Here is a 25239-nt window from a genome sequence, read left to right on the forward strand (position 1 = left end):
CGACTCAGCTCGGACTCGAGCTCGCACTCGAACTCGACGTCGAGCCGGTGCCGTCCGTGATGAACGCGACGCCGGCTGCGGGGCCGCCGTCGGGCAGTTGCACGAGCGGGCTGTTGGTGAACTTCAGGGGTGTGTTGTCCCACCGCATCAGCGGGAAGCCGACATTCTCCTGCCACGTCTCGTGCAGGTTGACGACGATCGGGTTCGTGACCGCGCGGCCCTGCACGACCCAGAAGGTGTCCGGGGCGACCGACCCCACGCCGACGAACTTCACCGTGGGGGAACTCAGCACGTTGATGTCGTAGACCCGCCGGTACTCGGTCAGCCTGGACGACGTCTTCGGACCTGGGTAGTCCCTGGTCACGATCGCCTCGTAGATCGGGAATCCCGCGTTCCGGGCCGCGATCAGGGTCTGCGTCGTGAGCCCCTGCGGCGCCGCAACGTCCCCGAGCGCGGCACCCGCCGCGATCGCCGTGATCGGCGCCAGCGGATCCGGCGCGGCGACCGCCGGTGCGGCCGCGGCGCTACCGATCGCGACCGCGGCAACCGCCCCCACCAGTGCGCGTCTCGCTGCTGTGTTCATGGTCGTGTCCCCCTCCTGATCGACATCCCCGATGCCGGGATCCGTCGATACGGCCGCGGCTACGTCAGGACTGTCGGGAAAGGGAGCGTGACCATTACACGGGTCAGCCGAACTCCACCCCCTGCGCGAGGGGGAGTTCGTCCGAGTAGTTCACCGTGTTGGTGGCGCGGCGCATGTACGCCTTCCAGGCGTCCGAGCCGGATTCGCGTCCGCCGCCGGTCTCCTTCTCGCCGCCGAACGCGCCGCCGATCTCGGCGCCGGACGTGCCGATGTTGACGTTCGCGATGCCGCAGTCGGAGCCGTCGGCGGCCAGGAACCTCTCTGCCTCGCGCTGATCGGTCGTGAAGATCGCCGACGACAGCCCCTGTGGGACGCCGTTGTGCAGCGCGATCGCCTCGTCGAGCGTGTCGTACGCGAGCACGTAGAGGATCGGCGCGAACGTCTCGGCCCGCACGATCGTCGTCTGCGCCGGCATCCGCACGACCGCGGGTGTCACGTAGAACGACGCGCCCGACCCGACCCGTTTGCCGCCGGTCACGACGACACCGCCGTCGCCGCGCGCGGTGTCCAGGGCGGCGTGCATGGCGTGGTACGCGGCCCCGGAGATCAGCGGTCCCACCAGGACGCCGTCGTCGAACGGGTTGCCCACCGCCAGCTGCCGGTACGCGTCGGCGATCCGGTTCGTCACGTCGTCGACGATCGAGCGGTGGACGATGAGGCGCCGCAACGTCGTGCAGCGCTGACCGGCCGTGCCCGCGGCCGCGAAGACGACGGCGCGCACGGTGAGATCCAGGTCCGCCGACGGCGTCACCACCGCCCCGTTGTTGCCGCCGAGTTCCAGCAGGCACCGGCCGAAGCGGGCCGCGACCCGCGGCGCCACCGCCCGGCCCATCCGCACCGATCCGGTGGCGCTCACGAGCGCGATCCGCGGATCGTCCACGAGCTGCTCGCCGACGACCGAGGTCCCGAGCACCACGTGGTGCAGGCCGTCCGGTGCATCGTGCTCGGCGGCGGCCCGGCGCAGCAGGGCGTCGCACGCGAGCGCGGTGAGCGGCGTGGTCTCCGACGGCTTCCACACCACCGGGTCCCCGCACACCAGCGCGAGCGCGGTGTTCCACGACCACACCGCCACCGGGAAGTTGAACGCCGAGATCACCGCCACCACCCCGAGCGGATGCCACGTCTCCGACAGCCGGTGCCCGGGCCGCTCCGATGCCATCGTGCGGCCGTACAACTGCCGCGACAGGCCGACCGCGAACTCGCAGACGTCGATCATCTCCTGCACCTCGCCGAGGGCCTCGGAGCGGATCTTGCCGGCCTCGAGCGTCACCAGGTCGGCCAGATCCGACTTGTGTTCGGCGAGCAGTTCCCCGAGCCGGCGAACCACCGCACCACGCCGGGGCGCGGGCACCGTGCGCCAGACCTCGAACGCGGCGTCCGCGCGTCCGATCGCCGCGTCGATGTCGGCGGACGTACTGGGGTGCAGGAACGCCAGCACGGAGCCGTCGATCGGGGTCCGCGCCGTCAGCGGGACCGGGCCGGCGTCACCGGCGATCTCGGGAAGTGTTGCGCCGCAACGGCTGAGTGCCGCGATCGCGCGATCCGCCGTCGCGCCGGTGCCGGGATGCGTCATGCCGGACTCCCTCCTGACTGCTCCTGCTGGTGCCGGTACAGCTCGTACGGGTCGTGCACCCGGCGTCCGATGACGTCCGCCAGCGTGCCGAGGTCGTACACCGTCCCCGACTCGCCCGCCGCCGCGGTCGTGTCCCTGTCCAGGTTCGACCGGAAGATCCCCGCCGCCGACTTCGGCAGGAAGTCCTCGTAGACGATCGGCTCGCGCACCCCGTCGTGGTACGTGAAGTACGCCATGCCCCGCTTCTCGAGTTCGTCCTCGGAGGTCGGGAACCGCTTGTCCCACAGCCCGTCCACGTTCGACGGATCGCTGTCGAGCAGCTCGTCGTAGAGCGCGCGCCCGGACGGCGTGAGCGCGATCCCGCGGGCCTCGACCTCCCCGAACCGGACCCGCAGCTCGCCGTCGGTGATGGACCCGTCCCGCTCGACGAAGCTGCGCGGCTCGGCCAGGGCCCGGAACGACGTCTGCCGCAGCAGCACCGCCGGACCCGACCGGCGCGGCGGGCCCTGGATCCGGTCGATCATCGCGATCCCGCGCGCCGACATCCGCGCGTACAGGTCGTCGATGTCGAGCACCCGGGGGGTGAGGTGGTTGATGTGCGTGCTCGACACGCCGCCGATGTCGGCGGCCACCGCCGAGACCGCCTCGAGCTCCCGGTACCACGCGCGGTCGACCGGTTCGCCGGACAACTCGAACACCGCCGTCGCGAGCGAGACGAAACGCTCGGCCTGCCGCTCGTCGAGACCGCCGTCGTCCGCCGCGCGCCGGGCCAGGGCGAGGAGCACGTCGGGGAACAGTCGGCGCCGCTGCAGGAACGACTCGAGTCGGTGCTGGAGGTCGGCGTCGAAGAAGCGGCGGTCCGCGGTCGTGAGCATCGACGTGAACACCCGGAACGGGTTGCGGGCCAGCTCGTCGGGGTCGGTCGGGCGGAAAGCGGTCGACACCACCGGCACCGGAGGGGTGGCCTCACGCAGGTCGTAGAAGCCGACCGGGTACATACCGAAACCGGCGAACAGGACGGCCACGTCGTGCATCTCCGACGGCGTCCCCACCCGGATGGCACCGTGCCGCTCGGCGGTCACCCGGGCGATGCTCCCGAGTCGCTGCGCCGTGTCGGGGTTCGCCGCCAGGAAGTCCGCATTGACCTGTTCGGTGACGTCGACGAGCGTCGTGTAGGCGGGCACTTCACGGCCGTACATGCGAGACAGCGCCGCAGCGAATCTCGACCGTAGCTCGTGGATTTCGGCCATCGCTCCTCGATCGTACGAGCCTCGATGCCCGGACGGGGGCCGGAATGCTGACGTAGCCTTTGGATATGAGCACCGCGGTCCGCCCCGCGGCCGGTGACTCGGACCTGCCGGCCGGGCGCGTGCACGACGTCCTGCGAGCGCACATGCTCGCGGACGGGTTCGACCTCGTCCTCGACCTCGAGACCTCGCTCGGTGTCCACGTCGTCGATCTGCGGGACGGCACCACCTATCTCGACATGTTCGGATTCTTCGCGTCGTCGGCGCTCGGGATGAACCACCCCGCCCTCGCCGACGACAGCCCCTTCCGCCACGAACTCGCGACCGCCGCGATCAACAAGCCCAGCAACTCGGACGTCTACACCGTCCCCATGGCCCGGTTCGTCGACACGTTCGCCCGCGTCCTCGGCGACCCCGCGCTGCCGCACCTGTTCTTCGTCGACGGCGGCACCCTGGCGGTGGAGAACGCACTCAAGGTCGCGTTCGACTGGAAGAGCCGCAGCAACGAAGCGGCGGGGCGCGATCCGGCTCTCGGCACCCGCGTGCTGCACCTCACCGAGGCGTTCCATGGCCGCAGCGGGTACACCCTGTCGCTCACCAACACCGACCCCACCAAGATCGCGCGGTTCCCCAAGTTCGCGTGGCCGCGGATCGACGCGCCCTACCTCGCCGCCGGACGGGACGTCGCGGCCGCCGAGGAGCACGCGCTCGCCCAGGCGCGGCGCGCGTTCGCCGAGCACCCGCACGACATCGCGTGCTTCATCGCCGAGCCCATCCAGGGGGAGGGCGGTGACCACCACTTCCGGCCCGAGTTCTTCGGCCGCATGCACGAACTGTGCACCGCGCACGACGCGCTGCTGATCTTCGACGAGGTCCAGACCGGCTGCGGTCTCACCGGCACCGCGTGGGCGTACCAGCAGCTCGGTGTCACCCCCGACGTCGTCGCGTTCGGCAAGAAGACCCAGGTGTGCGGGATCATGGCCGGCGGCCGCGTCGACGAGGTCCACGACAACGTCTTCGAGGTCAGCTCGCGGATCAACTCGACGTGGGGCGGCAACCTCACCGACATGGTCCGGGCCCGGCGCATCCTCGAGGTCATCGAGGAGGACCGGCTGATCGACCGCGCCCGGCTGTGCGGGATGCACCTGCTCGGGCGGCTCGAGGAACTCGCGGCGGCCCACGACGCCGTCACCGAACCGCGCGGACGCGGGCTGATGTGCGCGATCACCCTGCCGACGACCGAGCACCGGGATCGGGTGGTGACCGAACTGCGGGAGCGGGAACACGTGCTGTTCCTCGCGACCGGCGGGCGCGGAATCCGCTTCCGGCCACCGCTGACGGTCACCATCGCCGAACTCGACGCCGCCGTCGACGCCCTGGACCGGACGCTCGACTCGACGCGGCCTTAGGGCATCAAGTCCCGAATACCAGGTGTTTCGGCCCACATCCGTGGTGCGCCGGGTGGGAGCGGGGCCTGGTCTCGTTACGATTGTCGCGGTCTATCGAGGAGGCAGACGAGTGCAGATCACCAGCGTCGGACACGCCGGATTCCACATCCAGACCGAAGCGGGGTCGATTCTCTGCGACCCGTGGGTGAACCCCGCGTACTTCGCGTCGTGGTTCCCCTTCCCGGACAACACCGGACTGGACTGGGACACGCTCGGCAACGTCGACTACCTGTACGTCTCGCACCTGCACAAGGATCACTTCGATCCCGAGACGCTGGCCCGGCACGTCAACAAGGACGCGACCGTCCTGCTGCCGGACTACCCGGTGCCGGACCTCGAGCGCGAACTCCGCAAGCTGGGCTTCACCAAGTTCTTCGAGACCCAGGACTCGGTCAAGCACACGGTGTCCGGTCCCAAGGGCGACCTCGACGTCATGATCGTCGCGCTGCGGGCACCCGCCGACGGCCCGATCGGCGACTCCGGCCTGGTCGTCTCCGACGGCGAGACCGTGTGCTTCAACATGAACGACGCCCGCCCGGTCGACATGGATCCGATGCTCGAGGCGTTCGGCAAGATCGACATCCACCTGCTGCAGTACTCCGGCGCCATCTGGTACCCGATGGTCTACGACATCCCGGCCGGCACCAAGCGCAACTTCGGCAAGCAGAAGCGCCAGCGCGGCATGGACCGCTGCCGCAGCTACATCGAGCAGGTCGGCGCGACGTGGGTCGTGCCGTCGGCCGGCCCGCCGGTGTTCCTCGACGACGCGCTGCGTTCGCTCAATGACGATCACGGTGACGAGGGCAACATCTTCCCCGACCAGATCGTCTTCCTCGAGCAGATGCGGATCCACGGCAACGACGGCGGTCTGCTGATGATCCCCGGCTCGACGGTGGACATCCACGGCGAGAAGGCGACGCTCGCGCACCCGATCCCGGACGCCGACGTCGAGAAGATCTTCTCCGACAAGGCCGCCTACATCGAGGACATGGCGCAGCGGATGGCGCCGGTCATCGCGGCCGAGAAGGCCACGTGGGCGCCCGCCGAGGGCGAGCCGCTGCTCGGCCCGCTCAAGGCCAAGTTCGAGCCGATCATGGCGCAGTCCGACCTGATCTGCGACGGCATCGGCTACCCCGTCGGGCTGGTGATGGGGGACGAGACCGTCGTCCTCGACTTCCCGAACCGCACGGTGCGCGAGCCGAAGGACGGCGACGGCAAGTACCGCTACGGCTTCCGCATCGCGCCCGAGCTGGTGCGCACCGTCCTGCGCGACGACGAGCCGGACTGGGTCAACACGATCTTCCTGTCCACCCGCTTCGAGGCGTGGCGCGTCGGCGGCTACAACGAGTTCCTCTACACGTTCTTCAAGTGCCTCACCGACGAGCGCATCGCGTATGCCGACGGCTGGTTCTCCGAGGCCCACGACGACAGCGCCTCGATCGAGGTGGGCGGCTACGAGATCCAGCGCCGCTGCCCGCACCTCAAGGCCGACCTGAGCAAGTTCGGTGTCGTCGACGGTGCCAACCTCACCTGCAACCTGCACGGCTGGCAGTGGGACCTCGAGACCGGACGCTGCAAGACGTCCAAGGGACACGAACTGCGGTCGACGAAGCTGGGCTGAAAAGGCCCGCCCCGGCGACACGAACCCGGCCGTCGAAGCACCTGTGCGGTGCCTCGGCGGCTGGGTTCGTCTAATTTGGGCGAATGACCACTTCGCCTGGCACGAGCATCCCGATCCTGTCCGTCCCGAACCTGCGCGAGATCGGTGGCTACCGCACCCGCGACGGCGCGACGGTCGGCTTCGGCCGCTTCTACCGGTCGACCGATCTGAGCAAGGTCACCGTGGACGACGCTGCCAGGCTTGCGGGCCTGGGTCTCGTGACGGTGTTCGATCTGCGGACCCAGTCCGAGCGCGACGCTGCCCCCGACCGGGCGCCGGCGTCGGTGCGTGAGGTCCCGCTCGATGTGCTGGCCGACAAGGTGCGCGGCTCGATGGCCGCGCAGCTGCAGTCCGTGCTGGAGGACCCGTCGATCCTCCGGCAGTTCCTCGGCGACCAGCACGCGATGGACCTCTTCCTGCAGACCTACCGCGACCTGATCACGCTGCCGAGCGCGCTCGCGTCCTACAGCGGGATGTTCACCGACCTCGCGGCGCCGGACGCCCTGCCGGCCCTCGTGCACTGCACCACCGGTAAGGACCGCACCGGCTGGGCCACGGCGTCGTTGCTCCTCCTGCTGGGCGTCGACGAAGACGACGTCTTCCACGACTACCTGCTCACCAACGAACAGTTGCTGCCGACGTTCAAGCAGGTCTTCGACAAGTTCGCCGCCGCCGGGGGCGATCCCACGATGCTCGAGCTGGTCCTCGGAGTCCGCGCCGAGTACCTCCAGGCCGCGCTGGCGCAGATGCGGGAGAGCTTCGGCTCGATCGAGGGCTACTTCGCCGACGGCCTCGGCATCGACGCGGCGGGACAGGACACGATCCGCGCCCACCTGCTCGAGGGCTGACACGCGGCGCGGGCGCTCACACCGGTATCCGCAGCGGACGGGCGAGCACCCGGGCCACCACCAGGCCGATCGCGACGCCGACCGCGTCGGCCGCCGCATCCCAGACCGAACAGCTCCGCTGGATCGGTAGCGCGCCCTGCAGAACCTCCGACACCGCCGCGAACGCCAGCAGCCACGCGGCGGTCCACGCGACGCCGATCCGGGCGTAGCGGGACGTGACCGCGAGCGCGGCGAACATCAGGGCGTGGGTGACCTTGTCGCTGTTCTCCGGTCCGCTCGGGACCGTGGACCCGGGGGAGAACAGCATCGCGAGCACGACGACCGTCGCGATCGCGAGCGGCACGTAGCGCTTGTCGAACCTGTCGAGCACGGCGCCGCGCTCAGCGCTCGGCGAGGACGAGCCCGAGGGCGCCGTCGGCGAAGCGGCGGACCGCGTCGGTCGCGGTCTCGAGCGCGTCGTCGTGGCCCGGACGCGCCCAGCCGCTCAGGACGCCGTCGGATCCCTCCGGGGTCACACCCACCTCGGCGAGCAGTTCACCCGTCGTCGGCTCGCACACGGCCCAGGAGTAGTGCTCGTCGGCCGCCCACTGGCGGGCCCGCTCGGTGACGTATCCCGGGTCGTCGATGCCGCCGTCGCGCAGCGCGGGACGATCGTCGACACGGTCGTCCGCTCGCAGCGCGCGCAGGTACCAGGCCCCGGCGTTGATCTCGATCGGCTCCATCAGCAGCCGCCACGTCCTCTCCTGCCGCGGAACAGAACCGCGGCTGTCGCCGGAATGAGCATGAAGAACATCCATCGGGCTTCGACGGGCACCAGGAAGAACAGCGTCAGCGCCACGAACGGAATCACCGCCATGACGGTGTTGCGCCAGCTCTTCTCGTCCTCGGCTCCGCCCGATTCCCGCGACGGTCTCGCGGGGGCGGGCGGCGTGAGCGCGGGCAGGTCCGCGAAGATCTTGTCGAGCTGGCCGCGCGTCGTGGCGGCGGTGATCTGTCCGCTGCGCTCGTCGAACTCGCTGACGGTGAGTCGACCGTCGCTGAAGTGCTGTGTCAACGCCTCGAGCGCCTTTTCACGCTCGGCGGTGCCGATACGGATGTCGGGAACCTCGGCCATGACCTGAAGCTTACTGAGATGCCGCCCGTACAGCACTGTGCGCGCCTCGCGAAACCGCGAGGCGCGCACAGGGGGAACAACTATCGCTGTCCGGACGTCACTTCAGCTCGGCGAGAACCGTGCCCTGCGTGATGGCGGCGCCGGCCTCGACCGACAGACCCGTGACGACACCGGCCTTGTGCGCGGTGACCGGGTTCTCCATCTTCATGGCCTCGAGGACGACGATCAGATCGCCCTCGGCGACCTCCTGGCCCTCCTCGACGGCAACCTTGACGACGGTGCCCTGCATCGGGGCGGTCACGGCGTCGCCCGACGCGGCACCCGCACCGGCACCGCCGCGCTTGCGCGCCTTCGGCTTCTTGCGGATGGCACCGGCCGGAGCGCCGCTCGTGCCGATCGAGAACGAGCCGGGCAGCGAGACCTCGACACGGCGGCCGCCGACCTCGACGACGACCGACTGGCGGGGGAGGTTCTCCTCGTCGTCAGCGGCGGCGCCCGAACCGGCGAACGGCTCGATGGTGTTGTCCCACTCGGTCTCGATCCACTTGGTGTAGACGTCGAAGCCCTCGCCGTTGCCGACGAACGCGGGGTTCTCGACGATGTGGCGGTGGAACGGGATGACGGTGGCGAGGCCGTCGACCTCGAACTCGGCGAGCGCACGAGCGGCACGCTGCAGCGCCTGCTCACGGTTCTCGCCGGTGACGATCAGCTTGGCGAGCATCGAGTCGAACTGGCCGCCGATGACGTCGCCCTGGACGACGCCGGAGTCGACGCGGACGCCCGGGCCCGTCGGCTCCTTGTAGACGGTGATGGGGCCGGGGGCGGGCATGAAGCCGCGGCCGGCGTCCTCGCCGTTGATGCGGAACTCGAAGGAGTGGCCACGCGGGGTGGGGTCTTCCTTGATGGTGAGCTCTTCGCCGTTGGCGATGAGGAACTGCTGGCGAACCAGGTCGATGCCGGCGGTCTCCTCGGTGACCGGGTGCTCGACCTGCAGGCGGGTGTTGACCTCGAGGAACGAGACCGTGTCGCCCTGGACCAGGTACTCGACGGTGCCGGCGCCGTAGTAGCCGGCCTCCTTGCAGATGGCCTTGGCGGACGCGTGGATGCGGGCGCGCTGGTCGTCCGTCAGGAACGGCGCGGGGGCCTCCTCGACGAGCTTCTGGAAGCGGCGCTGCAGCGAGCAGTCGCGGGTGCCGGCGACGACGACGTTGCCGTGCTGGTCGGCGATGACCTGGGCCTCGACGTGGCGGGCCTTGTCCAGGTACTGCTCGACGAAGCACTCGCCGCGACCGAAGGCCGCGATGGCCTCACGGGTGGCCGACTCGAACAGCTCGGGGATCTCCTCGATGGTCTGCGCGACCTTCATGCCGCGGCCACCGCCACCGAAGGCGGCCTTGATCGCGACCGGGACGCCGTACTGCTTGGCGAACTCGACGACCTCGTCGGCGTTCTTGACCGGATCCTTGGTGCCGGCCGCCATCGGCGCGTTGGCGCGCTCGGCGATGTGGCGGGCGGTGACCTTGTCGCCGAGGTCGCGGATGGACTGCGGGGAGGGGCCGATCCAGATCAGGCCCGCGTCGATGACGGCCTGCGCGAAGTCGGCGTTCTCGGACAGGAAGCCGTAGCCGGGGTGGATCGCGTCGGCGCCGGACTTCTTGGCGGCGTCGAGGATCTTGTCGAACACCAGGTAGGACTCGGCCGAGGTCTGGCCGCCGAGGGCGAACGCCTCGTCCGCCAGCTTCACGAACTGTGCATCCGCATCCGGCTCGGCGTAGACAGCGACGCTGCCGTAGCCGGCGTCCTTCGCAGCTCGGATGACCCGCACAGCGATCTCGCCGCGGTTGGCGACGAGCACCTTCGTGATCTGCGCGCTGGCATGAGTGGGCACTGAGCCTCCTGTGTTTCGCATGGTCGTCCCCGCGGTTTGCCTGTGGGCGTCACCGACAGGTGTCTGTTGTCATCTCATCGGAGTGTATGCACCAATCCGATAGACGATGTAACCGGATAGCGCTTACACATTAAGTGCTCGATTCGGCGCCGCAACCCTACTGACCAGTAAAGGTGCACTTGCCTGCTGACGACGCAGCCGATGTTCAGGCCCCGACGGCCTGCACGACCGGAACGATGTCGGACAGTGCCAGTCGGGCCCGCGCCAGGAAGCGCAGCACATTCTCCGTCGCCGTCTCGGTCCCGGGGAACCGTGCGGCGATGTTGACGCCGTGCGGGGTTCGGTTCACCCAGACGTAGACGTCGTGCGTGTAGTGGCGGCTGCGCAGAGCACGAGCCTGGACGTCGGGCCACTGCTGCGCCATCGGCACGAACCGGACATCCATGAACGACATGACGAACCGCGGGCGGATCGGAGCCGAGAGGACCTCTTCGACGCGCGCGAACGGAACCTTCGCGGCCGACTTGGTCGCCGCCACGGCCTCCGCCGCCCGGCCCGCGGCCTCTGCGAAATCGGCGGCTCCGGCGATGTCGAACTCGATCGGGGACAGCCCCACGAACCAGCCGAGCGACGTCGCCCAGTGGGGGTCGTTGCGGGTGTGGACGGGAGTCACGGTGCGGAACACGGTGTTTCCGGTGAGCTCCGCCGACGCCTCCGCGAAACAGACCAGCACGCCGGCGAAGAAGTTCTGACCGGCGCGGTGACACACCGTGTTGAAGGCGGCGGCCTGCGCGGCGTCGAACACCCATTCCGAGATGGCGCGCTGCGCCACCCGCTCCACCGGCCGCGGACCGAGATCGAGCGGGAAATCCGACAGTCGACCCTTGCTGCGGACGAAGGCCGAGCGCCAGCACTCGACCGCGGGATGCCGGTGGTCGACCGTCGACGCGGCAGCACGCTCCTCGGCCCCGAAGTCGATGTAGCTGCCCGCGGGGACGAGCAGCGCCGGCGGGCCGGCCATCGCCTCGGTGTACAGGCTCGTGATCTCGTGGGCGACCAGCACCACCGACAGGCCGTCGATGATCGAGTGATCGGCGGCGAAGAAGACGGTGCACTCGGGTTCGGGATCGGAATGCTCGAGCGTCACGAACAGGTACGCGGGCCAGCGGTGCGGGGAGGTGAGCTCGTCGAACAGGTCGTGGACCCGCTCGTACACCGTGTCGGCGTCGAACTCGTACTCGTGCCGGACCTCGTTGAGTTCGATGCCGTCCGGGTCGATCGTGCGGCGGGTGATGCGGCCGTCGTGGCCAAGCGCGGCGTGACTGCGCAGCGGCTCGTGGCGTTCGATCCACATGCCGATCGCGGCCCGGAACGCGTCGTGGTCGAGCTGCCCCGGCAGCCGGAACGCCGCGCCCAGCCAGGACTCGCGGCCGTCGTCGTGGGTGCCGTCGGCAGTCCGGCGCAGGTGTGCCTCGTGGATGTACGACGCGGGTCGGCCGTCGTCGACCCAGCCCGTCGTGGCCTCGGGTAGCCATTCGGTGAGCATGCCGGGGGAGATCGCGTAGTCCGCGAGCTCGGTGAATTCCATCGTGGAGAATCCAGTCTCTTGTCCCGCCGCGGGTGGCGGCGGTGAACATCGTCACAGGGAAGGTGTCGGGGAGGGTCGCTCCCCGGCTCAGCCTCGGTTCGAAGGATGCACGCTCAGCGGAGGTGCCGCTTGATGCGTGCGAGCATCGCGCTCATGCCGCGCAGGCGCAGCGGGCTGACCGCGTCGGCGAGGCCGAGTGCCGAATAGAAGTCGTCGGGAACCGCGAGAATCGTTGCGGCGCTGTGCCCGTCGAGTCCCTGATGCAGGATCGACGCGAAGCCCCGGGTCGTCGGCGCCTCGGGCGGTGCGCTGAAGTGCAGACGGACCTTGTCGAGGTCGCTGCTGTCGACGGTCAGGAACAGGGGCGACTGGCACTCGGGGACCGGCTCCATCGCGTCCTGCTCGAGCTCCGGCGGCAGCGGTGCCAGCTCGCGACTGAACTCGAGCAGCAGCTGCAGCTTGTCCTGACCGTCGACGGCGGCGAAGTCGTCGACGATCTCGGCAAGGCTCTCCGGCAGGCTCACGAGGCGGCTTCCTCGGCGGAGCCCGGCAGGACGCCGGGCTGATCACCCTTGACGATCGGGACCCGCACGACGTTGCCCCACTCGGTCCACGAACCGTCGTAGTTCCGGACGTTCGGGTATCCGAGCAGGTGCGTCAGCACGAACCACGTGTGGCTGGACCGCTCACCGATCCGGCAGTACGCGATCACGTCGTCGCCCCGCGAGAACTCCGAGTAGATCTCCTCGAGTTCGGGGAGGCTGCGGAAGCGCCCGTCCGGGGCCGCTGCCCGCGCCCACGGGATCGACACCGCGGTCGGGATGTGGCCGCCGCGCAGCGCGCCCTCCTCCGGGTAGTCCGGCATGTGGGTCCGCTCGCCCGTGTACTCCTGCGGGGACCGTACGTCCACCAGCGGGCCGTTGCCGAGATGCCCGAGCACGTCGTCCCGGAACGCGCGGATCGAGCTGTCGTCCCGCGCCACCACCGGGTACTGCGTCGGCGCGGGAGCAGGAACGTCGAGCGTGGTGTCCCGGTTCTCCGACAGCCACGCGTCCCGGCCGCCGTCGAGCAGACGGACGTCCTGGTGGCCGAACAGCGTGAACACCCACAGTGCGTACGCCGCCCACCAGTTGCTCTTGTCGCCGTAGATCACGACGGTGTCGTCGCGTTCGATGCCCTTGCGGCTCATCAGGTCGGCGAACGCGGCGCCGTCGATGTAGTCGCGGGTGACCGGGTCGTTGAGGTCGAGGTGCCAGTCGATCTTCACCGCGCCGGGGATGTGGCCGATGTCGTAGAGCAGCACGTCCTCGTCCGACTCCACCACCTTCACGCCGGGGGCGCCCAGGTTGACTGACAGCCACTCGGTCGAGACGAGTCGCTCCGGATGGGTATACGCAGCGAACGCGGGGTTGGGATCGGGTGCGACGGGCACGGGTGGGCTCCTGAGGCAGGTGTGTGTGGAGGGTTGTCCACTACCGATTCTATGTGGTCGCTCGTTCGGCAGAGTGACCGATCTCGCGCGCGCTCCGGCGGGTACTGTCGGGCCCCGTGACGAGCCTCGACGACCGCCGCGGCGACCTGGCCACCCGCGCCGACGTCGATCGGCTGCTGCGCCGCTTCTACGAGCGGGCCATGAGCGACCCGCTGCTGGCCCCCGTCTTCGAGACCCTCGCGGTCGTCGGACTCGACGAGCACCTGCCGGTGGTCGGTGACTTCTGGGAGCAGATCCTGTTCCGCAGCACCCGCTATCAGGGCCATTTCGTGCCGGTACACGAGGCGCTGCATCGGCAGCACGGACTCACCGACGAGCGGTTCCGGCGATGGCTGGAGTTGTGGTGCGAGACCGTGGACGAATCGTTCGCGGGTACCGACGCGGAACGGGCCAAGTCCAAGGCGCGTGCGATGGCAGCGGCGCTGCAACGCGGCCGGGCTTAGCGGACCGGGTCTAGCGGACCAGCGAGTTCGCGGCCCACAGTTCGGCGATCGAGACGCCGACGTCGGACAGCAGTCGCCGCACCAGCGGCAGGCCGATACCGATGACGCTGGAGGGATCGCCCTCGAGCTTCTCCACGAACCACCCGCCGAGGCTGTCGAGCGTGAACGCTCCGGCGACCTTCAGCGGTTCACCGGTGGCGAGATACGCCTCGAGGTCCTCGTCGGACGGGGATGCGAAGTGGACGACGGTGCCACTGTGATCGGACGCGTCGGCGACGATCGCGCCGTCGGCGATCCGGAGGACGCTGTGTCCGGTGAGGAGCGTGGCGCTGCGGCCGGCCATGGACTTCCAGCGACGCCGTGCGACGTCGACGGTGTGGGGCTTGCCCTGCAGTTCGCCGTCGATCAGCAACATCGAGTCGCAGCCGATGACGACGGCATCGGTGATGCCCTCGGCGATCAGGGTGGGAATCACGTCGCGGGCCTTGGCCTCGGCGAGCGTGGTGACGACCAGTTCGGGGGCCGCGGACGGGCCCAGCCGGTCGATGGCAGCGTCCTCGTCCACGCCGGAGACGCGGACGGTGGGTTCGACCCCGGCGCCCCGCAGCACGGACAGCCGTGCCGGGGACGCCGAGGCGAGAACCAGGTGGGTCACTCGAGGAGCCGTTCGATCAGAACGGGCGCGATGCGACCGGGTTGCCGAACGAGTACGGGGAGAACGGCGCATACCCGCGGTGCATGCGTGTGGGTGCGCCCCACGTCTCGGGCGGCAGGCTGTCGCCGGCGGGTGCGCCCGCGGCGGCAGCAGCGGACAGCACCGCGACGAGCGCCGCGATGTCCTGATCCGTCGGGTTGCCCTTGACGACCTGGATCACGGGAGCCTGCGGCCCCGCGGCGACGTCGGGCTCGAGACCTGCGACAGCTTCAGCCAACGCGGCTCCTTCGAGCGTCGAGCCGTCGACCGCTGCGGACGCGTCCAGCAGCTCGGCGTCGGTGAGCACGTCTTCCCGGGTTGTGGCTGTCATAGGGGGATGTTCCCATGCTTCTTGGGCGGAAGCGAAACCATCTTGCGCTCGAGCAGACGCAGAGCGGAGACGATCTGTCCGCGGGTGTGCGACGGAGGGATGACGGCGTCGATGTACCCACGCTCGGCCGCAACGTACGGGTTCACCAGGGTGTCCTCGTACTCCTGCTGCAGCTGCAGGCGCAGTGCGTCGACGTCCTCACCGTTCTTGGCGGCCTCGAGGAGCTGCTTGCGGTAGACGAAGCCGACGGCTCCGGACGCGCCCATGACCGCGATCTGAGCGGTCGGCCACGCCAGGTTGACGTCCGCGCCCATGTGCTTGGAGCCCATGACGTCGTACGCGCCGCCGTACGCCTTGCGGGTGATGACGGTGATCTTGCCGACCGTGGCCTCGCCGTACGCGTACAGCAGCTTGGCGCCGCGGCGGATGATGCCGTTGTACTCCTGCTCGGTGCCCGGGAGGAAGCCCGGGACGTCGACCAGCGTGATAATCGGGACGTTGAACGCGTCGCAGGTGCGGACGAAGCGCGCGGCCTTCTCGGACGCGTCGATGTCGAGGCAGCCCGCGAACTGCGTGGGCTGGTTCGCGACGATGCCGACGCTGCGGCCGTCGACGCGGCCGAAGCCGACGATGACGTTCATGGCGCGGCCGGCCTGCACCTCGAGGAACTCGTCGTCGTCGAGGATGCGACGGATGACCTCGTGCATGTCGTACGGCTGGTTCGCCGAGTCCGGGATCAGCGTGTCGAGCTCGCGGTCCTCGTCGGTGAGCGAGTCCTCGATCGAGCCGAAGATCGGGTCGGACGGCGCCAGGCGCGGAGCCGCGGCCTGGTTGTTGCTCGGCAGGTAGGACAGCAGGTCCTTGACGTAGTCGAGGGCGTCCTGCTCGCCGGAAGCGACGTAGTGCGCGACGCCGGACTTCGCCATGTGGGTCCGGGCGCCGCCCAGATCCTCCATGGTGACGTCCTCGCCGGTGACGGTCTTGATGACGTCCGGCCCGGTGACGAACATCTGGCTGGCCTCGTCGACCATGACCACGAAGTCGGTCAGCGCGGGGGAGTAGACGTGGCCGCCGGCGGCCGGGCCCATGATCAGGGAGATCTGCGGGATGACACCCGAGGCCTGGACGTTGCGGTGGAAGATCTCGCCGTACAGGCCGAGCGAGACGACGCCCTCCTGGATACGCGCGCCGGCGCCCTCGTTGATACCGATCAGCGGGCGGCCGGTCTTGAGCGCCAGGTCCATGACCTTGACGATCTTCTCGCCGTAGATCTCGCCGAGGCTGCCGCCGAACACGGTGGCGTCCTGGCTGAAGACACAGACGTCGCGGCCGTCGATGGTGCCGTAGCCGGTGACGACGCCGTCACCGACGGGACGGTTGTCGGCGAGGCCGAAGTTGGTGCTGCGGTGCCGGGCCAGGGCGTCGAGCTCGACGAACGAGCCCTCGTCCAGGAGCGCGTGAATGCGCTCGCGCGCCGTCAGCTTGCCCTTGGCGTGGACCTTCTCGACGGCGGCTTCGCCCATCGGCTGCATTGCCTGCGCCTGGCGGCTGCGCAGGTCAGCGAGCTTTCCCGCCGTCGTGTGGATATCCGGGGTGTTCGCCGCCTCCGCCGCGGCTGGCTCCTGCACACTGGTCATGGGAAGTGAGCTTAACCAGGTCTCCGGGGCCTGCGTCGAGCGAGGTCGGGTTGCGTTGAATTATTCAACCTAAGCTACTGACGAGTCACTTTCCAAGCGCATCTTAGGCTGGACGGATGTGGACCGACCTGAACCGCCCCCCGCTCGATGTCGATGCGCTCCGACGCGCTCTGGTTCGCGACGCTGGCGGTGATCCGGACGCGTTCTGGTCCCGGCTCGACGTGGTGCCGGAGACCGGGTCCACCAATGCCGACCTGCTGGCTCGTCCTCAGGGCCCGGACTATCCGCGCAGTGTCCTGATCGCCGAGTACCAGTCCGGTGGCCGCGGCCGGCACGCCCGGCCGTGGGTCAGCGCCCCGCGGGCCCTGGTCACGATGTCCGCGGTCCTCGACATGCCCGGGATGGACCTTGCCGACATCGGATGGCTGCCGCTGCTGTCGGGCATCGCGGTCGTCGACGCGTTGCGCAAGGTCGCCGAGGTCGATGCGGAACTGAAGTGGCCCAACGACGTCTTGATCGACGGGCGGAAGGTTGCGGGGATCCTCGCCGAGGTCGCGTCGACCGCGCCGGTTCCGACCATTGTCGTGGGGGTCGGGCTGAACGTGAGCCTGACCGAGGAAGAACTGCCGGTGCCGACGGCGACGTCGCTGGCCCTCGCGGGCGCGGCAGTCACCGATCGCACCGTCCTGGTCCGCGCGATGCTCCGTGAACTGGCGCGGCGGTGGCGCGAGTGGGAGGGCGCCGGCTGGAAGGTCGACGACCTCGCGGCCGCGTACCGAGAGCGGTGCGGAACTCTCGGTCGGCTGGTACGCGCCGAGCTCCCGGGGGACCGGGAGCTCGTGGGTGTCGCGACCGATGTCGACGTCGAGGGGCGCATCGTGATCAAGGCAGAGGGTGAGTCACCGGTCGCAGTGTCGGCCGGTGACATCACCCATCTGCGCGCTGTGTGAGTGCTCAGGCCGTCTCGGGGTGCCACGTGGAGACGGCCCAGATCACCACGATGTCGAGCGCGATGATCAGGATCGACCACATCGGGTACCACGGGATCCACAGGAAGTTCGCGATGATCGACAGGGCCGCGAGGATGATCGCGCACACGCGTGCCCAGGTCGCTCCGGTCAACAGCGCCAGGCCCACGAGGACGACGACGATGCCGAGGACCAGGTGGATCCATCCCCAGGTCGTGAGGTTGAACTGATACACGTACTGGGGGCCGACGACGAAGACGTCGTCCTTGGCCAGCGCCGAGATTCCCTGGAAGATCTCCAGAATTCCGACGGTCATGAGAATGATCGCGGCAGCGATCGACGTACCCGCCGCGAATCCCTGTTTGGCGCCACCGCCCGAAGAGTGCGTCGTCGGTGTGGTCATTGCAGTTCCCCTCTCGATCGGTCGCGAAAACCTCGCTGGAGAAGCCAGTCCATCGGAAGGAGTTTCCGAGCTTTTCGGCGATCCATCCTCACCCCTGGCGGGTGAAAATGCCGCCGGGATCGCAGTCGTGAATCGGCTGGGTGCGCAATCGCTCGCGGAGCGTCGTTTACTGCTACTTTGACGCTGATCCAGCAAATCTCGGGTGGTGGAGGGGTAGAGATGAACGCTCAACAGGGAATGTCCGAAGGGGCCGCCGGCGCATGGGCTGCCGCCGAGTCCCGTGAGTTGGAGACGGCCGGTCGATTCCTGACCGGGCTGACGGTCGTTTTCGGACTGCTCACCCTCGGTCTCGGAATTGCGGTCCTCGTGTGGCCCAACGCGACGCTCTTCGTCGTCGCGGTGCTCATCGCGATCCAGGTGTTCGCATTCGGCATCATCCAGATCGTCCGGTCCTTCGCCGAGGTCGGTGCGTCGACGTCGGCTCGCACGTTGACGGGTCTGTCGGGTGCGCTGGCGATCCTGCTGGGGTTCCTCGTTCTCCGCAGCCCGCTTCAGACACTGGTCATCATCGCGCTCATCATCGGCGCATGGTGGGTGTTCCGCGGTGTGCTCGACATCGTGGCGGGTGCGTCGGAGGTCCCCGGCCATCGTGCGGTCGGCATCATTCTCGGCATCATCAGCGTCGTCGCGGGTGCGATCGTGCTGCTCCAGCCGGAGCTGTCGCTCGGGGTCTTCGTCATCGTCGTCGGCGTCTGGATGATCCTCTACGGCGTCATCGTCATCGCCGCGCCGTTCCTGGTTCGCCGCATGCGCTGACGAACCTTCCCGGCCGCGGGTCGGCCCGATCGTCGCGGCTCTCGACGGTCTCGCGTGACAGGTCGGCGCCATGCCGACCTGTCACACTCTTTCCATGGGATACCCACAGGACGCCCTGGCGGCGGACGAGGAACTGGTGCTGCACCGGCATCCGCACTGGAAGATGCTCGTCGTTCCGTCGGTGATCTTCATCCTCGCCACAGCGATCGCGGGGTTCCTCGTGGGGCTCGCGGAGTCGCAGTTGACCGGCGGGTCGGTGACGGTGGTGTCGCTCGTGGTCGCCGTGGCGTGGCTCGCGATCGTGGTGTGGAAAGTCCTGGTGCCGGCGCTGCGGTGGAAGTCGACGCACTTCATCGTCACCGACCGGCGCGTGATGATCCGGCACGGCGTGTTGACCCACACCGGCATCGACATCCCGATGAACCGGATCAGCAACGTCCAGTTCCGGCACGGACTCGTCGACCGGATGCTGCACACCGGGACGCTCATGATCGTCGCATCGTCGGACGATCCCCTCGAATTCGACGACATCCCCGAGGTCCAGAAGGTGCATTCGCTGCTGTACCACCAGGTCTTCGATTCCACGAACACTCACCGCGACACGTACTACGACGATCGCTTCTCGCGGCCGGAGACACCGGGCGTGGTCGGTGACGATCGTCGGAATCACCGGAAAGGCTGGTAATAGATCCGCTCGGGCCGAACCGACCGTAGGCTGTCGTCGTGACCGCCGTACTGCTTGCCGAAGATGACGAGGCCATCGCTGCTCCGCTGTCGCGTGCACTCGGCCGCGAGGGCTACACCGTCACGATCGAACAGACCGGGCCCACCGCGCTCGAGCGCGCGCTCACCGGCGAGTTCGAACTCCTGATCCTCGATCTCGGCCTGCCCGGGATGGACGGGCTCGAAGTGTGTCGTCAGTTGCGCGCACACAGCCTGGATCTGGCGGTGCTCATGCTCACCGCGCGCACAGACGAGGTGGATTTCGTCGTCGGACTGGACGCGGGCGCCGACGACTACGTCGGCAAGCCGTTCCGCCTGGCCGAACTCATGGCGCGGGTGCGGGCGCTGCTGCGGCGCAGCGGAGGCGGGGAGGACGTCGTCGTCGAGGTCGCCGGTATCCGGCTCGAGCCCGCGGCCCGACGGGTCCTCGTCAACGGGTCCGAGGTGGCGCTGGCCAACAAGGAGTACGAGTTGCTGCGGGTGCTGCTCGAGCACGCCGGCCAGGTCGTCTCGCGGGACACCATCCTCCGGGAAGTCTGGGGCGACGTGGAGCTGCGCGGGTCGAAGACCCTCGACATGCACATGTCCTGGCTCCGGCGAAAGATCGGGGACGAGGGCGCGGGCGCGGATCGGCGGATCGCCACCGTGCGCGGCGTCGGATTCCGTATCAACACCGACTAGGTTCCCCACACCGTGCGTCGCAGAATCCTCCTGTCGATCCTTGCGGTCGTCATCTTCACCGGTTTGTTGCTCGGTGTCCCGCTGGTCTACACCGCGTGGCAGTGGGTGGAGGACTTCACCCGCAGCGACCTCCAGGGCCGACTCGACCGGATGGCGGCCGAGATCATCGTGCAGGAGGGCAGCGCCGGCGTCGTCGAGAACGGCCTGGACACCACGTCGTTGCGCCTCGTCGTCCCGGAGGGCGGCAAGCTGGTCGTCGTCTACCCGACTCCGCAGGAAGGCGCCGCGCGCCTGGACATCGGTGCGGAGTCGGTGGACTCACCTTTGGTCGAGTCGCTGTCGATGGGGACGTCGGGTTCGTTGCGCCTGGAGGCGCCGTCGGATCGGATGCGGACCCTGCAGCGGCAGGCGGTCGGTGCGGTGACTCTGCTCGTTCTCGCGTCGATGGGCGCCGGCGCCGGTGTCGCCGTGGTCACCGCGAAACGTCTCGCCGATCCGCTCAAGGATGTGGCCGAGCGGGCCGCGCGGCTCGCCGAGGGTGATTTCCGGCCCGATTCCCGCCGCCACGGCATCCCCGAACTGGATCGCGTGTCCGACGTGCTGGACTCGGCGACCGTCGAGATCTCGGGGCGCCTGCAACGTGAACATGCGCTCGTCGCGGACGTGTCCCACCAGCTGCGCAGCCGCCTCACCGCGGTGCGGCTGCGACTCGACGAGCTGTCGGGGCACCCGGACCCCGATGTGGTGCACGAGGCGGAGGAGGCGATGGCGCAGGTCGATCGTCTCACCGTCGCCGTCGACGATCTGGTGCGATCGTCGCGCGACAGCGGTGCCGCCAACCGGGAACCGGTCTCGGTGGTGGGGGAGCTCGCGAGCGTCGTCGCGGACTGGCAGGGCCCGTACAAGGACGCGGGCCGGGTGCTGCGCCTGCGGGGCGAGCCGAGGCTGACATCGAAGGCGACCGGATCGCGGCTGCGTGAGGCGGTGTCGGTGCTGATCGACAACTCGCTGCAGCACGGCGCCGGCACGTGCACGGTGTCGGTGCGACTGGTGTCGGGTCCGGCGGGCCGGGGGACCGGCACGGGATCACGCGTGTGCGTGGAGGTGTCCGACGAGGGAGAGGGTGTGAGCGACGAGTTGGCGCCGCACATCTTCGACCGGGGATTCTCGGGGGCCGGGTCGACGGGCGTCGGGCTGGCGCTGGCCCGGGCACTCGTCGAGGCCGACGGGGGCCGTCTGGAACTGCAGCGTCGCCGGCCGGCCCTGTTCGCGGTGTTCCTCGCTCCCGCTCGGGACGACGTGCCGACCCGGGTGACCGGAATCCACGAGCCGCGCTAGCTCTGCCCCGGCTCCTCGCCCGTGAGTTCGGCCGCAGGCTCCGGCTGTTCGATCACCTCGTGTTCGGCAGTCTCCTCCGGGAACACCCACCGGCGGAACGCCCAGAACCGGAAGACCATCTGCAGCAGGTTGCCGATGATGTAGTTCAGGACGAAGTCGACGAAAACCAGCGCCGTGAGGCTCACGGACGAGCGGACGTCGAAGATGTTGTTCGCGATGAACAGGGGGGCCGCCGCGATGCCGACGCCGATGCCGCTGATCGTGAAGAAGAGCAGCGCCTCGTGGTGCCGCTCGCGGCCACCGCGATGCTTGAACGACCACTCGCGGTTGAGGACGTAACTGAGGATCGTCGCGACCACACCCGAGAGGATCTTGGCGACCACGGGCTTCTGCTCGAGGATCGTCAGGCTCAGGGAATAGAAGATGGCCAGGTCGACCACCATCGTCGTTCCGCCGACGATTGCAAATTTGATCAGTTCGTGGTGGCGGAGGACGACGGCACGGAGGGGCTGAGGAACTCGGCTCAACGCCGCGTCGACGAAAGACACAACGAAGTATTGTACGAACCCGCGATCTCGATCCACGCGCTGGATCGATACTTATCAGCTTCTTCACAGGTCGGGACGCCGGATGACCTCGGCAGAACCGCTCGGAAACGAACGTGACACCATGGTGTGTCGTGACCGGCAAATCTGATTCCGAATCTCGCCCGACTCCGCCGCGTGATCTCCCGAGTGGGATGCCCGTGGTGACGATGATCGGCGGCGGTCAGCTCGCGCGCATGACCCACCAGGCCGCGATCGAGCTGGGACAGACTCTGCGGGTGCTCGCCGGCAGCATCGACGAGCCCGCCGCGCAGGTCAGCCCCGATGTCGTGCTGGGCAGCCACACCGATCTCGCGGCGTTGCGCAAGGCCGCGCTCGGTTCGAACGCGCTGACGTTCGACCACGAACACGTCCCCACCGAACACCTCGACGTGCTGGTGTCCGAGGGCGTCAACGTCCAGCCGCCGCCGCAGGCCCTCGTGTATGCGCAGGACAAGCTGGCGATGCGCCGCAAGCTCAGCGAGATGGGCGCCCCGATCCCGGCCTTCGCCGAGGTCACGTGGGCCGAGGACGTCGTCCGGTTCGGCGCCGAGCACGGCTGGCCCGTTGTCATCAAGGCGGTCCGCGGCGGCTACGACGGCCGCGGTGTGTGGATCACCGACGACTCCGACGAGGCCGAGGCCATCGTCACCGAGCAGCTCGACAAGGGCGTGACTCTGATGGTCGAGCAGGCCATCGACTTCACCCGTGAACTCTCCGCGATGGTCGCGCGCTCGCCGTTCGGGCAGGGCGCGTCGTGGCCGGTCGTCGAGACGGTGCAGCGCAGCGGGCAGTGCGCGGTCGTGCTCGCACCTGCCCCGCAGTTGTCCACCGCGCTGGCGGCGGAGGCCGAGCAGCTGGCGCTGCGGGTGGCGTCCGAGCTGGGTGTCGTGGGCGCGATGGCCGTCGAGCTGTTCGAGACCACCGACGGCAAGCTGATCGTGAACGAGCTGGCGATGCGTCCGCACAACTCCGGTCACTGGACGCAGGACGGCGCGCGCACGTCGCAGTTCGAGCAGCACCTGCGGGCCGTGCTGGACTACCCGCTCGGCGACCCGTCGCCCATCGCCCCGGTCACGGTGATGGCGAACATCCTCGGCGCGCCCGAGGCGCCCACGATGAGCATGGACGAGCGGCTGCACCACCTGTTTGCGCGCATGCCCGATGTCAAGGTGCACCTGTACGGCAAGGGCGAGCGCAAGGACCGCAAGATCGGGCACGTGAACGTGCTCGGCGCGGCCGGCGGATCGATCGACGACCCGCAGTACGTGGCCTCGGTGCGTGAGCGCGCCGAGCGGGCCGCGCACTGGATGTCGCACGCCGAATGGACCGACGGTTGGAACGAGCACACGGGAGCGGACAGCAAGTGACTGAATCGAACGGGCCCCTCGTCGGGCTGATCATGGGCAGCGACTCGGACTGGCCGACGATGGAGGCCGCCGCCGAGGCGCTCGCCGAGTTCGGTATCCGGTTCGAGGTGGGCGTCGTGTCGGCGCACCGCACCCCGCAGCGCATGCTCGACTACGCGCATGACGCGGCAGCTCGGGGACTCAAGGTGATCATCGCCGGTGCCGGTGGCGCCGCCCACCTGCCCGGCATGGTCGCGTCGGCGACGCCGCTGCCGGTGATCGGCGTGCCGGTTCCGTTGAAGTACCTCGACGGCATGGATTCGCTGCTCTCGATCGTGCAGATGCCGGCCGGTGTCCCGGTCGCGACGGTGTCGATCGGCGGCGCTCGCAACGCGGGTCTGCTCGCGGCCCGCATCCTCGGCGCGTCGGATCCGGCCCTGCTGCAGCGGATGGCCGACTTCCAGGCCGGTCTCGAGCAGATGGTGCTCGAGAAGGACGAGGCGCTGCGCGCCAAGCTGCTCGGCTGAGCACGCGTCGTCGGGATCGGATCGGACTCTAGGCTGACGGCATGGCTCGTTTCCCGGCCCGATCTCGACTGAGCGAGCGTTGGTATCGCTGGAGCGCCGCCCACGCGGTCGGGATCGACCGCGCCGAGGCGGCGCTCCTGACGTTGGTCTGTCTCCCGACCGCGATCAGCTTCGGCTGGCCTGCGCTCGTCGTCTCCATCGGCATGACGGTGCCGCTGGCGTGGCGGCGCTCGCACACCGTCGTGTCCGGGTTCGTGGTCGCGGGGTTCGCGGTTCTGCACCTGTTCGTCGTCGACGACATGCTGATGCCGAGCGTGGTCGCGGTGCCGGTCGCGCTGTACGCGTTCGCGGCCTACGCACCCCGGTGGAGCAGTTACACCGCCCTCGTCATCGCCATCCTCGGAGCGACCGCGGCCGGGTTCAGGTACTTCGCGAACAAGGAGGTCGGGCTGGAGTCCGCGGTGGTCTCCGCGGTCTTCCTCACGGTGTTCGTGCTCGCGGTGTGGGCGTTCGGCGACCTGCGCCGGGTGCGCATCCAGGAACTCGAGGGGCTCGCCGAGCGGGCCCGGCTGCTCGAACTCGAGCGCGCCCAGGAGGCGGAGTTGGCGGCCGTCAACGAGCGCACCCGCATCGCCCGCGAGATGCACGACATCGTCGCGCACTCGCTCACCGTCGTCATCGCGCAGGCCGACGGCGGCCGGTACGGTGCGGCGCAGGACCCACAGGCCGCGATCACCGCGCTCGAGACCATCGCGTCGACGGGGCGGCAGGCCCTGACGGACATGCGGGCGCTGCTGTCGGTGCTGCGCGAGGACCGGCCGCGGGAGTTCGCCGCGATGCCCGGCGCCGACGACATCGAGAGCCTGGTCGCGGAGTTGCGGCGAGGCGGCCTGGACGTCGGCATGACGGTGACGGGTGAGCGGCGGGAGCTATCCACCGGCGCGGGACTGACGGCGTACCGCATCGTGCAGGAGTCGCTGACCAACGTTCTCAAGCACGCCGGGCCCGGAGCGCAGGCGCGGGTCGCGGTGAACTGGGGGCCGGACGACGTCGAACTGGTCGTCGCCGACGACGGCCGCGGTGGTGCGGCGGCGCTGATCGAGCCGTCGCCGGGCGGTCAGGGTGTGATCGGCATGACCGAGCGGGCCAAGCTGCACGGCGGAAAGCTCACGGCCGGACCGGTGCCGGGCGGCGGATACCGGGTGCGGGGCAGGCTCCCGTACGTCGCGCCCTAGGCTGGACGC

General features: G+C 69.2%; 27 protein-coding genes. 12 read left to right on the forward strand and 15 right to left on the reverse strand.

The window, feature by feature from the left end:
- Positions 1 to 4 precede the first annotated feature (4 nt).
- The 3 genes from ABI214_RS21215 to hglS all read right to left on the reverse strand — a co-directional run bounded on the left by ABI214_RS21215 (position 5) and on the right by hglS (position 3466).
- Positions 5 to 583, reverse strand: coding sequence for a hypothetical protein (locus ABI214_RS21215; RefSeq protein WP_348604432.1), 579 nt, complete (start codon positions 581 to 583; stop codon positions 5 to 7).
- A gap of 103 nt (positions 584 to 686) precedes the next feature.
- Positions 687 to 2216, reverse strand: a complete 1530-nt coding sequence (amaB, locus tag ABI214_RS21220; RefSeq protein WP_348604433.1) for an L-piperidine-6-carboxylate dehydrogenase — start codon at positions 2214 to 2216, stop codon at positions 687 to 689.
- Complete coding sequence (gene hglS / locus ABI214_RS21225) at positions 2213 to 3466, reverse strand: 2-oxoadipate dioxygenase/decarboxylase (protein ID WP_348604434.1); 1254 nt, start codon at positions 3464 to 3466, stop codon at positions 2213 to 2215. The genes amaB and hglS overlap by 4 nt, the downstream gene beginning before the upstream one ends.
- Positions 3467 to 3531: 65 nt before the next feature.
- Between hglS and lat the strand changes: the two genes are divergently transcribed.
- The 3 genes from lat to ABI214_RS21240 all read left to right on the forward strand — a co-directional run bounded on the left by lat (position 3532) and on the right by ABI214_RS21240 (position 7419).
- On the forward strand, positions 3532 to 4872 hold the full coding sequence (gene lat, locus ABI214_RS21230; protein ID WP_348604435.1) for an L-lysine 6-transaminase: 1341 nt from the start codon (positions 3532 to 3534) through the stop codon (positions 4870 to 4872).
- A gap of 109 nt (positions 4873 to 4981) precedes the next feature.
- The gene (locus ABI214_RS21235; RefSeq protein WP_348604436.1) at positions 4982 to 6532 is read left to right on the forward strand and encodes an MBL fold metallo-hydrolase; all 1551 of its coding nucleotides are present in this window, start codon (positions 4982 to 4984) and stop codon (positions 6530 to 6532) included.
- A gap of 83 nt (positions 6533 to 6615) precedes the next feature.
- Positions 6616 to 7419, forward strand: a complete 804-nt coding sequence (locus ABI214_RS21240; RefSeq protein WP_348604437.1) for a tyrosine-protein phosphatase — start codon at positions 6616 to 6618, stop codon at positions 7417 to 7419.
- Positions 7420 to 7435: 16 nt separating this feature from the next.
- Here the strand turns inward: ABI214_RS21240 and ABI214_RS21245 are convergent, their stop codons facing one another.
- The 7 genes from ABI214_RS21245 to ABI214_RS21275 all read right to left on the reverse strand — a co-directional run bounded on the left by ABI214_RS21245 (position 7436) and on the right by ABI214_RS21275 (position 13441).
- Positions 7436 to 7726, reverse strand: coding sequence for a VanZ family protein (locus ABI214_RS21245; RefSeq protein WP_348611857.1), 291 nt, complete (start codon positions 7724 to 7726; stop codon positions 7436 to 7438).
- A 73-nt stretch (positions 7727 to 7799) separates the two neighbouring features.
- On the reverse strand, positions 7800 to 8141 hold the full coding sequence (locus ABI214_RS21250; RefSeq protein WP_348604438.1) for a hypothetical protein: 342 nt from the start codon (positions 8139 to 8141) through the stop codon (positions 7800 to 7802).
- Complete coding sequence (locus ABI214_RS21255) at positions 8141 to 8533, reverse strand: DUF1707 SHOCT-like domain-containing protein (protein WP_348604439.1); 393 nt, start codon at positions 8531 to 8533, stop codon at positions 8141 to 8143. Before ABI214_RS21255 ends, ABI214_RS21250 begins: the two co-directional genes overlap by 1 nt.
- A 97-nt stretch (positions 8534 to 8630) precedes the next feature.
- Positions 8631 to 10421 (reverse strand): acetyl/propionyl/methylcrotonyl-CoA carboxylase subunit alpha, encoded by a 1791-nt coding sequence (locus ABI214_RS21260; protein ID WP_348604440.1) that lies wholly within the window; start codon positions 10419 to 10421, stop codon positions 8631 to 8633.
- 205 nt (positions 10422 to 10626) lie between these two features.
- The gene (locus tag ABI214_RS21265) at positions 10627 to 12009 is read right to left on the reverse strand and encodes a condensation domain-containing protein (protein ID WP_348604441.1); all 1383 of its coding nucleotides are present in this window, start codon (positions 12007 to 12009) and stop codon (positions 10627 to 10629) included.
- A gap of 113 nt (positions 12010 to 12122) precedes the next feature.
- Positions 12123 to 12533 carry a SufE family protein gene (locus ABI214_RS21270; protein WP_348604442.1) on the reverse strand — a complete coding sequence of 137 codons (411 nt, stop codon included), beginning with the start codon at positions 12531 to 12533 and terminating at the stop codon, positions 12123 to 12125.
- Positions 12530 to 13441, reverse strand: coding sequence for a sulfurtransferase (locus ABI214_RS21275; RefSeq protein ID WP_348604443.1), 912 nt, complete (start codon positions 13439 to 13441; stop codon positions 12530 to 12532). Before ABI214_RS21275 ends, ABI214_RS21270 begins: the two co-directional genes overlap by 4 nt.
- A gap of 116 nt (positions 13442 to 13557) precedes the next feature.
- On the opposite strand from ABI214_RS21275, the gene ABI214_RS21280 reads away from it, so the two are divergent.
- Positions 13558 to 13944, forward strand: coding sequence for a group III truncated hemoglobin (locus ABI214_RS21280; RefSeq protein ID WP_348604444.1), 387 nt, complete (start codon positions 13558 to 13560; stop codon positions 13942 to 13944).
- A gap of 10 nt (positions 13945 to 13954) precedes the next feature.
- Here the strand turns inward: ABI214_RS21280 and ABI214_RS21285 are convergent, their stop codons facing one another.
- The 3 genes from ABI214_RS21285 to ABI214_RS21295 are packed head-to-tail and all read right to left on the reverse strand — an operon-like array spanning position 13955 to position 16606.
- On the reverse strand, positions 13955 to 14599 hold the full coding sequence (locus ABI214_RS21285) for a Maf family protein (RefSeq protein ID WP_348604445.1): 645 nt from the start codon (positions 14597 to 14599) through the stop codon (positions 13955 to 13957).
- Positions 14600 to 14615: 16 nt separating this feature from the next.
- A complete protein-coding gene (locus tag ABI214_RS21290; RefSeq protein WP_348604446.1) occupies positions 14616 to 14969 on the reverse strand; it encodes an acyl-CoA carboxylase epsilon subunit in 354 nt (117 codons plus the stop codon).
- A complete protein-coding gene (locus ABI214_RS21295) occupies positions 14966 to 16606 on the reverse strand; it encodes an acyl-CoA carboxylase subunit beta (RefSeq protein WP_348604447.1) in 1641 nt (546 codons plus the stop codon). Before ABI214_RS21295 ends, ABI214_RS21290 begins: the two co-directional genes overlap by 4 nt.
- A 116-nt stretch (positions 16607 to 16722) precedes the next feature.
- On the opposite strand from ABI214_RS21295, the gene ABI214_RS21300 reads away from it, so the two are divergent.
- Entirely contained in the window at positions 16723 to 17556 is an 834-nt protein-coding gene (locus ABI214_RS21300) for a biotin--[acetyl-CoA-carboxylase] ligase (RefSeq protein WP_348604448.1), read from the forward strand.
- A 4-nt stretch (positions 17557 to 17560) separates the two neighbouring features.
- Here ABI214_RS21300 and ABI214_RS21305 read toward each other — a convergent pair whose 3' ends face one another.
- The gene (locus tag ABI214_RS21305; protein WP_348604449.1) at positions 17561 to 17977 is read right to left on the reverse strand and encodes a DUF7144 family membrane protein; all 417 of its coding nucleotides are present in this window, start codon (positions 17975 to 17977) and stop codon (positions 17561 to 17563) included.
- Positions 17978 to 18214: 237 nt separating this feature from the next.
- Between ABI214_RS21305 and ABI214_RS21310 the strand changes: the two genes are divergently transcribed.
- The 4 genes from ABI214_RS21310 (at position 18215) to ABI214_RS21325 (ending at position 21535) form a co-directional block, all read left to right on the forward strand.
- Positions 18215 to 18793, forward strand: coding sequence for an HdeD family acid-resistance protein (locus ABI214_RS21310; RefSeq protein WP_408586507.1), 579 nt, complete (start codon positions 18215 to 18217; stop codon positions 18791 to 18793).
- 94 nt (positions 18794 to 18887) lie between these two features.
- Complete coding sequence (locus ABI214_RS21315) at positions 18888 to 19478, forward strand: PH domain-containing protein (protein WP_348604452.1); 591 nt, start codon at positions 18888 to 18890, stop codon at positions 19476 to 19478.
- 38 nt (positions 19479 to 19516) lie between these two features.
- Positions 19517 to 20197, forward strand: a complete 681-nt coding sequence (locus ABI214_RS21320) for a response regulator transcription factor (RefSeq protein ID WP_127914529.1) — start codon at positions 19517 to 19519, stop codon at positions 20195 to 20197.
- 12 nt (positions 20198 to 20209) lie between these two features.
- Positions 20210 to 21535 (forward strand): sensor histidine kinase, encoded by a 1326-nt coding sequence (locus ABI214_RS21325; RefSeq protein ID WP_348604453.1) that lies wholly within the window; start codon positions 20210 to 20212, stop codon positions 21533 to 21535.
- On the opposite strand, the gene ABI214_RS21330 is transcribed toward ABI214_RS21325, so the two are convergent.
- The gene (locus ABI214_RS21330; protein ID WP_348604454.1) at positions 21532 to 22083 is read right to left on the reverse strand and encodes a GtrA family protein; all 552 of its coding nucleotides are present in this window, start codon (positions 22081 to 22083) and stop codon (positions 21532 to 21534) included. The two genes, ABI214_RS21325 and ABI214_RS21330, sit on opposite strands and share 4 nt — an antisense overlap.
- Positions 22084 to 22214: 131 nt before the next feature.
- Between ABI214_RS21330 and ABI214_RS21335 the strand changes: the two genes are divergently transcribed.
- The 3 genes from ABI214_RS21335 to ABI214_RS21345 are packed head-to-tail and all read left to right on the forward strand — an operon-like array spanning position 22215 to position 25230.
- Complete coding sequence (locus tag ABI214_RS21335) at positions 22215 to 23489, forward strand: 5-(carboxyamino)imidazole ribonucleotide synthase (RefSeq protein ID WP_348604455.1); 1275 nt, start codon at positions 22215 to 22217, stop codon at positions 23487 to 23489.
- 32 nt (positions 23490 to 23521) lie between these two features.
- Positions 23522 to 23995, forward strand: coding sequence for a 5-(carboxyamino)imidazole ribonucleotide mutase (gene purE / locus ABI214_RS21340; RefSeq protein WP_348611860.1), 474 nt, complete (start codon positions 23522 to 23524; stop codon positions 23993 to 23995).
- Between the two features lie 41 nt (positions 23996 to 24036).
- Complete coding sequence (locus ABI214_RS21345; protein ID WP_348604456.1) at positions 24037 to 25230, forward strand: sensor histidine kinase; 1194 nt, start codon at positions 24037 to 24039, stop codon at positions 25228 to 25230.
- Positions 25231 to 25239 lie beyond the last annotated feature (9 nt).

The organism is Prescottella soli, assembly GCF_040024445.1.
GTDB classification, from domain to species: Bacteria; Actinomycetota; Actinomycetes; order Mycobacteriales; family Mycobacteriaceae; genus Prescottella; species Prescottella soli.